We start from the raw sequence: 13,161 nt of genomic DNA, 5'->3' as shown, positions 1-13,161 counted from the left end.
TTAATCATATATAGGATATAACATTTAAAAGGAGGGTGGCATGGCTACCATACACCTTAGCAAAGGACAGCGGACTGTAGCAGGCATCATCAGCAGTGTCGAAACCCTAGAGGGTGATGGTATGCTCGTGCGTCGTCCTTTCCCAAAGAGTACTTTTTCAGACTTCGATCCATTCCTGCTTTTAGATGAATTAGGTCCGATTGAAATTAAGCCCGGTCAAGCAAAGGGAGCCCCCGATCATCCTCACCGAGGTTTTGAAACAGTGACTTACCTCCTTAAAGGGCGCTTGGAGCACAAAGACTCCCAAGGACGCACTGGAATCCTTAATTCTGGTGATGTGCAATGGATGACAGCAGGAGCGGGTATCGTTCACTCAGAAATTCCGGAACGGGAATTTGCTCGTACTGGTGGGCAATTGCATGGGTTGCAACTTTGGGTCAATCTACCGCAGCGCGATAAGTTGATCCAGCCTCGCTACCAGGAAATTCCTGCTGAACGCATTCCTAGTGTCCGGACTGAGGACGGCTTGGTAACGGTGAAAGTCATTGCAGGAAGTGCTTTTGGTGCGAGTGCTGCGATCGCAACCCGAACACCAATCTTGTACCTACATTTTACCCTCAGTCCTGGGGCAACAGTAGTTCAGCCTGTGCCAAGAGATTATAATGCCTTTGCTTACGTGCTTGAAGGTAAAGGGGTATTTGGTGCAGATGCTGAACGTGCGGGGGATGGACAAATGGTTCTGTTTTCCCAAGATGGCGAAGACGCAGCCATCACCAATCCAGAAGATGCAAAAACACCATTGGAGGTACTGTTGATTGCTGGTGTCCCACTGAACGAGCCAATTGTTCGCTACGGTCCATTTGTGATGAATACCGAAGCCGAAATTATTCAAGCCTTTGAAGATTATCAAAACGGAAGGATGGGTACTGTATAATGACTGACCAACTTTTACAATCAACACTTCAACGTCTGTCTGCCCTACGTAACAAACTACTTCACCTGCATAAAATCTTACTGGATACAGAGCGTATAACTTATGAACAAGTACGTGGGCGAGTCTCCAGAGGAGAACTGCTGCAACTCCTAATCTCTCACGAGCAATTCGCTTGGTTGCGTCAAATCTCTATGTTAGTTGTCGAAATTGATGAGGCACTCCAAGGCGACGAACCCCTATCATTGAACGATGCTGAGAGTCTGATTGATAGTGTTCGCACGCTGCTTACGCCATCCGAGGATGGCGATACATTCGGCAGAAAGTACTATGATGCTCTGCAACGTGAACCAGCTGCTGCGTTGGCAAATGCTGAGATTACACAGATTCTGGCTCAGAAGTAATGTTGGCCATTAGGGTTAGTAGTTAGTAGTTAGTAGTTAGTGGTTACTTGCTACACAACTACTGACTACTAACAATTCAGATAACAGTTGTATATTGTTATATGAAACGTAGGGTGGGCACTGCCCACTGTTAGCTATTGTTCAACACGACCCACCCTAAAATAATCGATAATTTTAGAGACGTAGGGTGGGCACTGCCCACCGATAGCTGTTGCTTGCCACTCACCCTATAAAAAATCGGTAATTTTAGAGTGGAAAAGGACTGTTTACCACAACGGTTACTGCTTATGTACTCACTATTTCAAAAGTATTTAGAGTCTCGTCCTCGTCTAACAGCTTTTAATGATACAGACGAAAAAGAACCCCGACAACATACTCACTTTATTTTATTTCCTAACAATAGGTGGTTTAACATTACACTTAATCAAATTTTAGATCGTCCTGAATGGTACAAAGGAATACTCCACAATCATCCCTGGTTTAATATAAGTATTATTTTGAAGGGTGGTTACTGGGAAAAAACCGAAGCAGGTGTCAGATGGTACAAACCAGGTTCGATTATTTTCCGGTCTGCTGAAAAGTATCATTCAATCTGGATTGAAGAGAATAAACAAGCATGGACATTGTTTATTCACGGAAGAGTGATTAAAGGTTTTGATTTCAAGCGTGAAGGTAAAGCAATCAGTGTTGAACAACTAGGACTTAAAAAAGCTACTTACACGCGTTCAACTTAAGTTTCTTTGCCAGCAATGATTATTAAGTCCCCAGTGCGATTATCAATACAAACCAGAAGAACCGATACAAACATATTGGCTAGGGAAGCACAGATTCTAAATATTAAAAAAGCCCAGCCGCTTTCTAACGACTGGGCTTTACCTTTAGGCTAACCTACTGTGCATTTAAGTTAAAAAGCCTAAAGATAAAATTAATCACTGATGAGAATCAATTAGGCAGTAGCTTGGTCTAGGTTTACCTTAACAACTTTGTTCTTTTCTTGTTCTGTTTTAGGAAGAGTCAGATTCAAGATACCATCCTTGTATTCCGCAGTGACATTTGTATTTTGAATGCGAGCGTTTAAAGGAATAACGCGCTGGAATTTACCATAGTGGAATTCACTGCGGGTCACACCCTTCTCTTCAGTCTTAGTTTCTGACTTACGTTCACCAGTGATAGAAACAGCATTTTCTGTGACTTGTACATCCAGGTCTTTAGCTTCCATTCCTGGCAGTTCTACTTTAAGATGAATAGCATTTTCTGTTTCTTGTAACTCAACTGCAGGAACTTTTGCCAACTCTGTGTCTAACCATGTTGTTGGGACAAGAGCATCATCAAATAAGCGGTTTATTTGACGTTGTAGAGTGTTCATTTCTTGCCAGGGGTTCCAACGAGCTAGTGTCATATCTTTCCTCTCTTGGTCTGTAGTATTTTATTTAAAAAATTCAGCAATTCACTTGCTTTGATTCTTATAGTATTCAAAAATATAAGAGGTAGAGGTTCGGTTTTAGGAACCAAAATCAATAATGAATACCGAACCATAATAGTACTTATAGAAAAAGTGTAATGTACCGGAAGGAAACTGTTTTTAAAACTTTTAAAAAGATTTAGGGTTAAGATAAACACTTGAAAGATGACAACATGTTCCCTTTTGTCTACCGATAGTGAAGCTACCCCACCGTCTGAGTCAGATCCTTCTCCTGATATTACCTTTAAGTGTCCTTGCTGCCCTTGGCTTGATTTATCTCCGTACCCAGTTTGCATTACTCCTGCCAACCTGGAAACTGGATTCGACACCTACCTCACCTGTAAAAGTTAAATCCTCTATAACACAGAATGGCTTACCCCAACTGAGCCCCCTCCCAAAGGCAAAGGAGGTTTGGGAATGCTCGGTGGTTGTTGTTGGCGGTTCTTTAGGAGGAGTCGCAGCTGCTTCCAAGGCAATGGAAGGAGGGGCAAAGACTTGCTTAATTGAACTGACTCCTTGGCTTGGGGGACAAATTAGTTCCCAAGGGGTATCGGCTGTTGATGAATCGCTGGCAATGCGTGCAAAGGAGAATCATTCAAGAAGTTGGATTGAATTTAAGCAGTTAATCAAAGAACAACCTGTAGAACTGCCCGCATGGTCAAATATTTCTTCTCCTCTCAAGGTAAAGGATATTAATAGCTGTTGGGTGGGTAAGTTGTGTTTTCCTCCCAAGGCTGGGGCGCAGGCAGCACAAAAATTGCTGGAGTCTTCATCCAGTCGTGCTCCTGGCAGTCGTTGGGAAACTTCAATAGCCTTTAAAGGCGCTGAATTTGATAGTAACGGACGGCAGATTACGGCAATTCATGCAGTTAGAAGAATACCGCGTAATTCTAACTATGTTCCTAAAGGTCGCCTTTCTCAAGAACTCGCCTCATGGTACTCCTGGTTTGACAATGAAGAATTTGAAAAAGTACCACTGCGATTGCAACCTCCTCTTGGCGATCGCATGATAGTTATTGATGCTACTGATACCGGGGAGTTGATAGGATGGGCAGGTATTCCCCATAGACTGGGATCGGAATCTCGTGCCACAACAGGTGAAATTCACGCAGCGCCCAAAGATAACCCCCAATGTACCCAAGCATTCACCTTTCCCTTTGCACTTGCCATTTATGACGATCGCGATTTAAGCCGCACTCACCTATCACGTGTTGTGCCAGGAATGTCAGAAAAAGAACATCGGAAAGATTATTCTGTCAAAGGGATTCCCATTTTTGCGGGTCGAAGCTTTTTTAATTACAGACGTATTGTCAGTATGAAACGCAGCGACCCCTTTGTTGATACCCCTATCCTGGGGGACATAACTATGGTGAATTGGAATCGAGGCAACGATTGGAACCTAATGAATCCGCCTTTGATTCTGACACAAGAAGAGCTAAACGCCTCCGGACAGCGCCAGAACTGGATGGGGGGGCTTTCTTTAGAAGCACTTAAGAACGGTGAAAACCATGCGCTTTTGTTTGCGGAATGGCTGATAGAAACTCAAACTCGACCCGGTTTCCCTCTTGCCTACCTCTTTGGAACCGAGTCTCCTATGGGCACAGTTTCAGGATTAAGTGTGGTGCCTTACATTCGGGAAGGACGCCGGATTTTAGGACGCAAAGCTTACGGACAGAACGAGTTCATGATGCGGGAAGCAGATATTAGAACAGATGTTTCAGGTGGTCGCGATTTCTCAAAAACCGTAGTCGCTGTTACTCACTATGATATTGATATACATGGGTGTCGCTATCGTAACTGGGAACCATCAAACGAAGCAGCTAAAGCCCCTGCCCGAGAGTTTGTAGTTCGACCCACCACGATCCCCTTGGAAAGTATGATTCCTCAACGAATAGATAATCTCTTGATTGGTAGCAAGGGCATAGCCGTCACTCATATTGTCAACGCCGTGACTCGCATTCATCATAGCGAGTGGGGTATTGGGGCAGCATCTGGAACGACAGCAGCTTGGCTGTTGTCTCAACCAGATTTAACGCCAGCCCAGATTGTTTCAAAACAACGAATGCCTCAATTGCAACAAGTGATGAAAAAGCAAGGTTTGCGTCTTTCTTGGTAATATCGTTTTCCGAAAAAAATAATACAAATAGATAGTGTAGAGACGCTTCAAACAGCGCGTCTCTACAAGGTTTATATGTATTACGATTAATGTGAAATGCTATAACACATTCGACGAGGTACTAAACATTTTCTCCTGCTTGCCTTGCTTGCCAATAAAACAGGAATAATAAAATAGGAATTATAGCTGAAATTAAGTCTACAATACAGGAAACTATTATCCTAGTTACAAGATTGTCTGTAACAATGGAAAATATTCCTATAATAATGGAGTAAATGAACACAGCTAATACTATTAAACAACCATATCCAAATATTTGCCATCTTTTTCCTTTCGTCAAATAAGCGCTACGTCTGAGTACAGATGATGCATTGCTATATCCTTCAATAACAACTATAGAATCAGCTAAGCTATATCTGACTGCCACTACAATTCCAGGAATAATCAAGGCTAAAAATCCTAAGGATTGAAAAAATCCAGATACAAAGCGAATAGTAAAAACTTTTCCCCAATTCTTAATTCCCACAAATATTGCTTTAAAATAGTTACAATTACGACCTTGCTTGATTTGCCACAAAGAGTAAATGAGAGAACCTACATAAATTGGATCGAAAATTGCACTTGAAAAGCTATAAACTCTTAATTCTGTAGCAAATCTAGTGAACTCATCATTTGTAGGTGTTAGGTTATGGATAATTATCTCTGATAAAATATTAGCGGGGAATCGGACCGTAAGTATAATGGCGCTAAATAGGATAATATTGTCGCTAAAAAGAGTCACCGCTTCCTTAATTCTTCCCACGATTTAACTTTCCTGATTCTTGATGTTTTTAATGGGCACAAGTACATAGCAATTCCCGTTTTGTTTAAATACACTAGGGCCAACAGTGAGTTCAGCCCACAAGAGTTTTATATTTCTCTTTGTATCTCACGCAACTGAGAACCTTTATATACTCAGTATTCCCAAAATCGTGCTTTAAATTAACAGCACTGCAGGCGGCAAGACTGGTGAACGCGTTTGCTTCTTTATATAGGACATAAAAAATTTATGCGGCAATACGGATAGTGTTCCGACATTGCCGCAATTATTAGATCTGTTTAAGGGGAAAGAAAATATTACAACTTTGTCCCGCACTCAGGACAGAAGTTATTGCCGGGAGCATTCTTGGCACCGCAGTTGCCGCAATAAACTGGTTCAAGTGATGCTTTCTGAGGTTGGCGTGGTAAACCAATCATCTGGGCGTTACTCTTACCTGGGGCTACCATTGGGTAACAATTTTCGTCTTTAGTGACACGGACATCGACAATAACTGGTCCGTCATGGGCGAGCATCTTGGCAATTCCATCTTGCAATTCATCACGATTTTGAATCACCATGCCCGTAATGCCGTATGCCTTTGCCAAAAGCTCAATGTCTGGCATACCGACTTCCATATTTGAGCAGGAGTAACGTTCACCATAGACTCATCGTAAAACAAGTTGGTAGCAATGCGGCTTAACCAGCCCCGAAATTTGGACGGCTCTTGTAATCGGTTGATATTCCGATACACGCGAATCCAAACCTCTTGAGCTAAATCAGCTCTGTCGGGCCAATCGGGAGCCAGATGATATAACACCCGGTCAACTTGAGATTGATAGCGACGCAACAACTCGGCAAACGCAGCACGATCCGGACGCAGTCCAGCTTGACAGCGCAGAATTAGGTCGTGATTTGATAATTTGTCAACTTGCACTGACGCTTCAGGAAGCCTCGCATCAACCGTTGACCAGGATACAGTAATCGATTGACTCATAGATCGTACTGGCTTTAAATCTTCCCTATCTATTAGACCTGCTAATCAGGTGTATGTTCCCTTAGTGAGTGACGGATTTTTGACTGGAACACTAAGGTATACAACTTTGGTAGATGCATAGCAGGACAGTTGGCTGCTCCCTATGTCTTTTGCGTAGATATTAGCACCTTCATCCGTCCACCTAGAAGAAAATTTAGTAATATTACTTTGATAATCGCAACATTTATTACTTGCAATCTACGCTCTGAGTCTCGATACAATAGACAAAAATCCGGTTGCTACTGCTTGATTCAACCAAATTTCGGTCTTTGCCGTACAAAAAATCGGGTTGCTTGGGATTACTGTACTGATGCCTCTGATGTTCCAATTTTAGAACGCCATTGGGAAAATCGGAACTTGGGGAAATAGAGGAAAAAAGCCATTTTTCCCCTACTCTCCTGCTTCTATTTCCTTGGTAGCGTTACAACAACGTTAGTTGTTGTTTCAGATTGCTGTAGGTAATTTGTCTCTGTATTGCTTCTTTGAGGGCCTTCAACTTGCAAAAACAGGTTCAAAGAAAAAGTAATTGTAACCGCTAGGAATAATTTTTCCAACATGGCTTTTCTCCCACCCACACCTATGATGATTGATGGCTGCATTTTGAAAGAGTTCCAAGGAGCGAAGGTTCTCTCAGCAACGTTTTTCAAATATAAGCAGTGGCACAATCTCTCCATAGCCCTAGTGTGCCCAGGATTATCAAAAAATTCATGAGGGGAGTGATAATTATTTATGAATTTTTCGTAACTACATGATAAAAGTATAAAAAACTAGTCAGTATTCCTGTGCAAACTACTAATGAAGAGACTTTTCGCTTCAAGATAGACTAAGGTAGGCTCATAGCTAAATCAAAGAGTGGGATGTGCTGGAGAAGATAGACAATGGCGATGGCAAGAAATGACTCTTTAACGCGTATAGTAATGTTTCTCTGTTTTGGTACTGCATTCCTATCCCTCGTTGTCCATTGGCGGATTACAACTTCTATGGCACCTCAAACTGAACAGAAGGTAAAACAAAGAACGACGAGTGGAGAACACAAAGCAAATGGTCATAATTCCCTAACTTTGTTGTCGGTTCACCCTACCTCAAAACAAACGATTAACCCAGCATCTAAAAACAGCCAGTTGTTGGTTGATTTAAGCGATCGCCGGGTTTATGTTTACCGTGGGGATACAGTCATAGCAAGTTACCCAATTGGTGTTGGGAAGAAAGGCTGGGAAACACCTACAGGTACATTCCAAATCTTGCACAAACAACGCAATCCTATTTGGCAGCATCCCATTACAGGTAAAGTTTTCCCGTCAGGGATTGATAGCCCTTTAGGCGATCGCTGGATTGGTTTTTGGACTGATGGACGCAATCAAATTGGTTTTCACGGCACACCGGATGATGAGCTCGTGGGTGCTGCTATATCTCACGGTTGTCTGCGTATGCGGAATCCAGATGTACACATTTTATACAAGCAAGTCACCTTGGGTACACCAGTAGAAGTACGCGAATAATAGGCCTTTGTCCTTCGTCCTTTGTCCTTTGTCCTTGGTGAATAACTAATGACACAACAACGGTCATTAGTCATTAGTCCTTAGTCCCTTGTCCTTGGCAAATAACTAATGACAAATGACCAATGACTAATGACTAATGACCAAATTTATTTTTGTTCAAATTGAGGTGCGTAAGCTTCAAGCAACGAACTAACCTGACGCAAAACTTCATTACTCGTATTTTTGGTTCCGACTGGAGTATTTCCAACAGTCGGTCTGTCGAGGCTGCGAGCAATTGCCTCATTAACTTGTTGAGCAATCAATTCCTGAAGTTCTGCTCTAGCGCGTTGACGCTGGTAGTTAGCACCTTCTTCTGTAGTGGCATACAGGGGTGGCAGACGGTTGAGGGCATAAGCAGCAATATCTCCCACATCGAGAGAACTTTCGCTAGTTGCTTCAATTTCTGCGACGCGGGCTATTGCCTCTGTAAGTACCAACTCTTCCATGACGTTAATAAACTGTTTGCGTGGTACCGCCATCACCTCACCAGTTAAAAGCGCTCCCATCAGTCGATCCAACGCCATGTACTCTTCTATTGACAGTTCGCTAGCGTTATCACAAATTCGCCCGACTTCTGCTTCCATTGCTGGTGTAAGATAACCATCCTGAAGAGCTTGTTCCACAATTTTTTCTATACTCATAATGCCCATCATAATATTAAGCCATCCAAGCAAGGTTGGGACGGTACCAATCCTACTTATTGTGCCCAATTTAAGAACCAAATAATACGCAAAAAGTTATTTTCTCAGAAAATTGTTATTTAACTTCTTGGTTTCGCCAGGGGACAGGATCGATGGATTTACCATTGACATACAGACCCCAGTGTAAATGTGGTCCTGTGGAAGCACCTGTTGAACCAACCGCACCAATAAGCTGACCGGGTTGCACAATATCGCCTTCTTTAACATTAATGCGACTGAGGTGCAAAAAAACACTGGTCACTCCCTGACCGTGGTCGATACCAACGACGTTACCGTGGACTCGAAAACCTTCAGAGACTCTACCCACCAACGCTACTCGCCCAGCAGCTGGAGCAACTACAGGTGAACCCGCTCCTCCAGCATAATCTAGACCGCGATGGTAGTAATCATTTGCGAATTTACCATTATAGTAGCGACGAACGCCATAAATTGTGCTAATTCGTCCTCTATTTGGTGCTAAGAAAGGACCGTTCCAGTATCTTTCTGGGGTTTGCAGTGCCTTGAAAGCTGCGACACGCTGAAGTTCATACTCTGTAGCTTTCACCCCAGCTTTTCCTGGAGGTAAATTAATCCGTTGTACGGGAAACTTACGAGCCCGTACTTGTACGGTTAAGTTTTTTACCTGTTCCTCTGCTGAAACCTGGATTTCTCTCGTTCCGGGCTTTTCCAATGGTGTTGTGGGAATAAAAGCTCGATATTGATTGGGTGCAATTTCATATGCTGGGTAATTTTCATCGCTACTTGTGACAGTCACATTGGTGCCGGGATTGGTATTGTCTAAATTGACCACAACTGATATCGTATCTCCAAGCTGGGGGCTTGGTGGGCTCACCTGTACTTGTAAAGCTTGTGCAGGGGACGCGAATGCAACAGGTAAAGCGGCGAACATCCCAAAGAGAGCATTCATGATGGGGCTGCTGGTTTTTAATTTTTTCTCAGAAATATTAACGCTATATACAGTCGTCATATCACTAGGCATAGAGGCGCAAAAACTTAATTCTTTTTTTAGAACAGACTAACTCATGAGGACGGGTAGTTCCCATCTTCCATGTTGTTTTTAACATAAGACAAGCAAGAATGCTCCTGTCCTGCTTTATAAGGCTACGCGTACACAAAAGTCTGAAATATTACCCCACCCTAGTCCTTCCCTTATCAAGGGGAGGGAATTGGATCTGCAAGCTCTTTATTAGGGGGATAAAGGGAGGTAGACCCTACATGCCAGAGCCATAATACACGTTGTAGTACTTCCAATATAAGGACGCAAAGCCTTGTGCCCCTACATCGGGTGCATTTCATGCAGATGAAAACTGCTATAAGTCGTACAGCTTAAACAAAATTGCACGATTTAGCCAGGATATCGCCTCAATACCCGGTTACAGCTTTGTCACTTTTCTGCCTGGTAGTAAAAATTATGCTTTGGTTAAGCAATAATTAATTATTGGTTATCAGGTACAGCACGGCGATTGGTAAATCCCAGTACTATTTGACTCAGATTCATCTACCGATAAACCCTGTTCAGACAAGATGTTTGGAGCTTTTGGTACACCTGAAATTCTCATAAACAACTCTTAACCAAACTATATTGTCTCGGGTAAACGCAAGTGCTTACTGTTCAAGCTCAGGAAGTGCTGCAGTAGAAAAGCGTTTTTAGCCTGTGATTTTCTGCGGGTTTTAGTTCCTTATTAGGTAGCAAGCTCAAGGAGGCGTTTCAGTGAAACTTTATCTCAGCACTTGGTCAAGTAAACTTTTGTACTTACTTTTAGCAATGGACTTTACTTTCATCGCTCTTCACATCATTTATACGTATACTGACTTGATTTCAAATTCTTCTTTTTCAATTGAACAAGACCGAGGATATGCAGAGATATTTCAATACTTTAAAGAATATTGGAGCGTTCTTTTATTAAGCTTTTTAGCATTCCGCCAGCGTTCTTTTCTCTATTTAATCTGGTCTTTGTTGTTCTTTTATTTGTTACTTGATGATTCACTTCAGATTCACGAAAAGTTAGGCGTTTTTATAAGTAGAAAACTCAATTTCTCTAGCTGGTTCAACTTACGCGCACAAGACTTTGGGGAACTTACGGTATCTATTTTAGTAAGTTTATTTTTTCTAATTTTTATCGGTATTACCTATTATTTCAGCGATCGCTTTGCCAGAAAAACATCCAGATATCTGATCCTAGCGCTGTTTGCTCTCGCTTTATTTGGGATTGTAGTAGATATGGTTCACATAGCGGTTAAGTCTCCCTCCTTGTATACTTTACTCGGGCTTATAGAAGATGGTGGTGAGCAAGTGGTCATGAGTGGCATTGTTTGTTTCATCTTCTCACTGCCTGAGTCTTTGCCACAAACCGTAAGTGAAAAACACAAGACTATAGTATAGTCAAGAGGTAACCCTTTGGGGAAAGTAGAAATACGCTCTTGATTGAATAAGCAAGCGATAAATTATCACTTGCTCCACTTAATTTACTGGTAGCAGTAGATAAATCATGTGACTTACTAGAATTGTGAGTACCAGAGCAAAAATAGCAAGCACTGTATTTTGACATTCTCCCACTCCTAAAAGGAGTGGGATTCCCAGAATCACTTCTGAGATTTCCTCTTTCTACGACCCGACTTATTCTTGTAAAGCATTGCGAGCGATCGCACTAATAATATTCTTGTTAACTTATTTGAAAGATCGAGAAGAAGTCTTAAAGCAGTTGTAGTATTAGCCAAGAAGTTAAAGATAATATTATAGAAACATTATTATTACCCATGACTGAAATTGAAAAATGCAAATCTAAGGATGCTGTGGCAGGAAAGGAAAGTAAATGATACAAAAACCTATTTTCCAAGAAAGTAGTGGTTATGTCTTTTGTGATTTACGTTGGATGATGCAGACGAGCTTTTTATGCAGGAAAGAATAGGAATTTTGATAATACATTTACTGAAACAACATAACCTCAAACAGCAAGAAATTAACGAACTTAAGTGATGAATTATCAGTTGCTCCACTCATTAACAAGCAAATCAAAATGCTTTACTTTAGGTTCAAGTTCGAGAAGAAATTCTTTGTCTCTTGGTAAGTGGCTGGTTTTCTCAATATCCTCACCTGCAAACTTCTTAATTGCTTCTCGTGAAGCCCAATAGGAAATAACATAAAATTCTGCTACTTTATCATCGGTGCGTCGAAATACATGAACACCTTTATTTCCATCAATTAAACGTATTTTTTTAATGCCAGCTTCATAAAGATGTTCTGCGTATTCCGAAGATTTTGCAGATGGTGTTCTACCATGCCACATACGAGCCACCATTGTAGGTTGTGGAGAAGTCGTAATGTTCGAAGAAGGAGATTTCTGTGCGGAACTAACAATTGGTATTAGTACCACAAACAGCAAGGCAGTTAAAATAACAACAAAGATTTTTAACTGCTCTTTTCTAAACATCGTAGTCCCTCCTTAACTAGTCAAAAACTTTTATCAAAAAGTGCCTCACTCAAATTAGCTCCTCTTAGGTCTGCCCCAGAAAGATTTGCGCCTCTTAAATCCGATTCTTGTAAATTAGCATTAACCAAGCAGGCGTGACTTAAATCCGCCCCTTTTAAATCTGCCCGAACTAAATTAGTTGATGTCAAGTTGGCTCTCACTAACTGCACTCGGCTCAAATTAGCATCACTTAAGTTGGCTTCTCGAAAATCTGTTGCTGTTAAGCGTGCTTGACTTAAGTTAGTTCCACTAAGATTAGCTAAATGCAATTTCGCCCAACTTAGGTTGACTTCTGTTAAAGAAAGCGAACAAAGCTGTGTACATCTTAGATTTGCATTGATGAAGTTTCTTTCTCCTATTGCATAACGATGTAGAAATTCACGAGCTACCAATCTGTGTAAAACAGCTTCACAAGCGCCTTGGTAACACCATTGGGCTTCCGTTAAACTAGCAGCCGCATTCACAGCTACCTCATCACATTTAGATATCGTTACACTGTTGCAACCATCCCACTCGCCGTTAAGCATATAGGCTATGTCTTGAGCTGCAGCAATTGAATTAAATAACAAAATAGATTGCTCTTGACGTTGTAACCATTTCTCAAAGCTAGTTAATATAAGGTTTCTCATATCTTAAGGTTCGGACATCTGCTTGAGTCCGGTATGCGATAGCTTCGCTACAGCATAGCGGCAGATCGCAGTAATAAG

General features: G+C 41.7%; 13 protein-coding genes and 2 pseudogenes. 6 read left to right on the top strand and 9 right to left on the bottom strand.

The annotated features are described in order from the left end of the window. Positions 1–40 precede the first annotated feature (40 nt). The 3 genes from ACYRY3_RS22025 (at position 41) to ACYRY3_RS22015 (ending at position 2,069) form a co-directional block, all read left to right on the top strand. Entirely contained in the window at positions 41–934 is an 894-nt protein-coding gene (locus ACYRY3_RS22025) for a pirin family protein (RefSeq protein ID WP_460203769.1), read from the top strand. A 74-nt stretch (positions 935–1,008) separates the two neighbouring features. After that, positions 1,009–1,335, top strand: a complete 327-nt coding sequence (locus tag ACYRY3_RS22020) for a hypothetical protein (protein ID WP_460203835.1) — start codon at positions 1,009–1,011, stop codon at positions 1,333–1,335. A 287-nt stretch (positions 1,336–1,622) separates the two neighbouring features. Further along, complete coding sequence (locus tag ACYRY3_RS22015; RefSeq protein WP_460203768.1) at positions 1,623–2,069, top strand: hypothetical protein; 447 nt, start codon at positions 1,623–1,625, stop codon at positions 2,067–2,069. On the opposite strand, the gene ACYRY3_RS22010 is transcribed toward ACYRY3_RS22015, so the two are convergent. After that, on the bottom strand, positions 2,066–2,164 hold the full coding sequence (locus ACYRY3_RS22010; RefSeq protein WP_460203833.1) for a DUF6888 family protein: 99 nt from the start codon (positions 2,162–2,164) through the stop codon (positions 2,066–2,068). The genes ACYRY3_RS22015 and ACYRY3_RS22010 overlap by 4 nt on opposite strands. 117 nt (positions 2,165–2,281) lie before the next feature. Next, positions 2,282–2,734, bottom strand: coding sequence for an Hsp20/alpha crystallin family protein (locus ACYRY3_RS22005; protein WP_460203767.1), 453 nt, complete (start codon positions 2,732–2,734; stop codon positions 2,282–2,284). Positions 2,735–2,993: 259 nt separating this feature from the next. Here ACYRY3_RS22005 and ACYRY3_RS22000 point away from each other — a divergent pair, with 259 nt between their 5' ends. Then, entirely contained in the window at positions 2,994–4,913 is a 1,920-nt protein-coding gene (locus tag ACYRY3_RS22000) for an FAD-dependent oxidoreductase (RefSeq protein WP_460203766.1), read from the top strand. A 121-nt stretch (positions 4,914–5,034) separates the two neighbouring features. Here the strand turns inward: ACYRY3_RS22000 and ACYRY3_RS21995 are convergent, their stop codons facing one another. From ACYRY3_RS21995 to ACYRY3_RS21985, 3 genes and pseudogenes are all read right to left on the bottom strand, one after another. After that, complete coding sequence (locus ACYRY3_RS21995; protein ID WP_460203764.1) at positions 5,035–5,715, bottom strand: YciC family protein; 681 nt, start codon at positions 5,713–5,715, stop codon at positions 5,035–5,037. Positions 5,716–6,029: 314 nt separating this feature from the next. Beyond that, positions 6,030–6,374 (bottom strand): annotated as a pseudogene (locus tag ACYRY3_RS21990) (zinc-ribbon domain-containing protein); the annotation flags it as partial. 2 nt (positions 6,375–6,376) lie between these two features. After that, positions 6,377–6,706, bottom strand: a pseudogene (locus ACYRY3_RS21985) (sigma factor); the annotation flags it as partial. Positions 6,707–7,623: 917 nt separating this feature from the next. On the opposite strand from ACYRY3_RS21985, the gene ACYRY3_RS21980 reads away from it, so the two are divergent. Continuing rightward, complete coding sequence (locus ACYRY3_RS21980) at positions 7,624–8,244, top strand: L,D-transpeptidase (RefSeq protein ID WP_460203763.1); 621 nt, start codon at positions 7,624–7,626, stop codon at positions 8,242–8,244. 146 nt (positions 8,245–8,390) lie between these two features. On the opposite strand, the gene ACYRY3_RS21975 is transcribed toward ACYRY3_RS21980, so the two are convergent. Together ACYRY3_RS21975 and ACYRY3_RS21970 are read right to left on the bottom strand one after the other, a co-directional pair. Then, positions 8,391–8,924 carry a late competence development ComFB family protein gene (locus ACYRY3_RS21975; RefSeq protein WP_460203762.1) on the bottom strand — a complete coding sequence of 178 codons (534 nt, stop codon included), beginning with the start codon at positions 8,922–8,924 and terminating at the stop codon, positions 8,391–8,393. 115 nt (positions 8,925–9,039) lie between these two features. Next, complete coding sequence (locus ACYRY3_RS21970; protein WP_460203832.1) at positions 9,040–9,891, bottom strand: M23 family metallopeptidase; 852 nt, start codon at positions 9,889–9,891, stop codon at positions 9,040–9,042. A gap of 804 nt (positions 9,892–10,695) precedes the next feature. Here ACYRY3_RS21970 and ACYRY3_RS21965 point away from each other — a divergent pair. Further along, positions 10,696–11,367 carry a hypothetical protein gene (locus tag ACYRY3_RS21965; protein WP_460203761.1) on the top strand — a complete coding sequence of 224 codons (672 nt, stop codon included), beginning with the start codon at positions 10,696–10,698 and terminating at the stop codon, positions 11,365–11,367. A 601-nt stretch (positions 11,368–11,968) separates the two neighbouring features. On the opposite strand, the gene ACYRY3_RS21960 is transcribed toward ACYRY3_RS21965, so the two are convergent. Continuing rightward, a complete protein-coding gene (locus ACYRY3_RS21960) occupies positions 11,969–12,415 on the bottom strand; it encodes an antibiotic biosynthesis monooxygenase family protein (RefSeq protein WP_460203760.1) in 447 nt (148 codons plus the stop codon). A gap of 20 nt (positions 12,416–12,435) precedes the next feature. Further along, the gene (locus ACYRY3_RS21955; RefSeq protein WP_460203759.1) at positions 12,436–13,083 is read right to left on the bottom strand and encodes a pentapeptide repeat-containing protein; all 648 of its coding nucleotides are present in this window, start codon (positions 13,081–13,083) and stop codon (positions 12,436–12,438) included. Between the last annotated feature and the right edge of the window lie 78 nt (positions 13,084–13,161).

The organism is Scytonema sp. NUACC21, assembly GCF_054684315.1.
Note: the sequence above shows the minus strand (reverse complement) of the source record. Positions and strands in the feature narration are given on the sequence as shown.

Coding starts and splice junctions, on each gene's coding strand:
- ACYRY3_RS22025 (WP_460203769.1), top strand. CDS start 41: ATGGCTACCATACACCTTAGCAAAGGACAGCGGACTGTAGCAGGCATC.
- ACYRY3_RS21970 (WP_460203832.1), bottom strand. CDS start 9,891: ATGAATGCTCTCTTTGGGATGTTCGCCGCTTTACCTGTTGCATTCGCG.
- ACYRY3_RS21955 (WP_460203759.1), bottom strand. CDS start 13,083: ATGAGAAACCTTATATTAACTAGCTTTGAGAAATGGTTACAACGTCAA.
- ACYRY3_RS22005 (WP_460203767.1), bottom strand. CDS start 2,734: ATGACACTAGCTCGTTGGAACCCCTGGCAAGAAATGAACACTCTACAA.
- ACYRY3_RS22015 (WP_460203768.1), top strand. CDS start 1,623: ATGTACTCACTATTTCAAAAGTATTTAGAGTCTCGTCCTCGTCTAACA.
- ACYRY3_RS21960 (WP_460203760.1), bottom strand. CDS start 12,415: ATGTTTAGAAAAGAGCAGTTAAAAATCTTTGTTGTTATTTTAACTGCC.
- ACYRY3_RS21975 (WP_460203762.1), bottom strand. CDS start 8,924: ATGAGTATAGAAAAAATTGTGGAACAAGCTCTTCAGGATGGTTATCTT.
- ACYRY3_RS21980 (WP_460203763.1), top strand. CDS start 7,624: ATGGCGATGGCAAGAAATGACTCTTTAACGCGTATAGTAATGTTTCTC.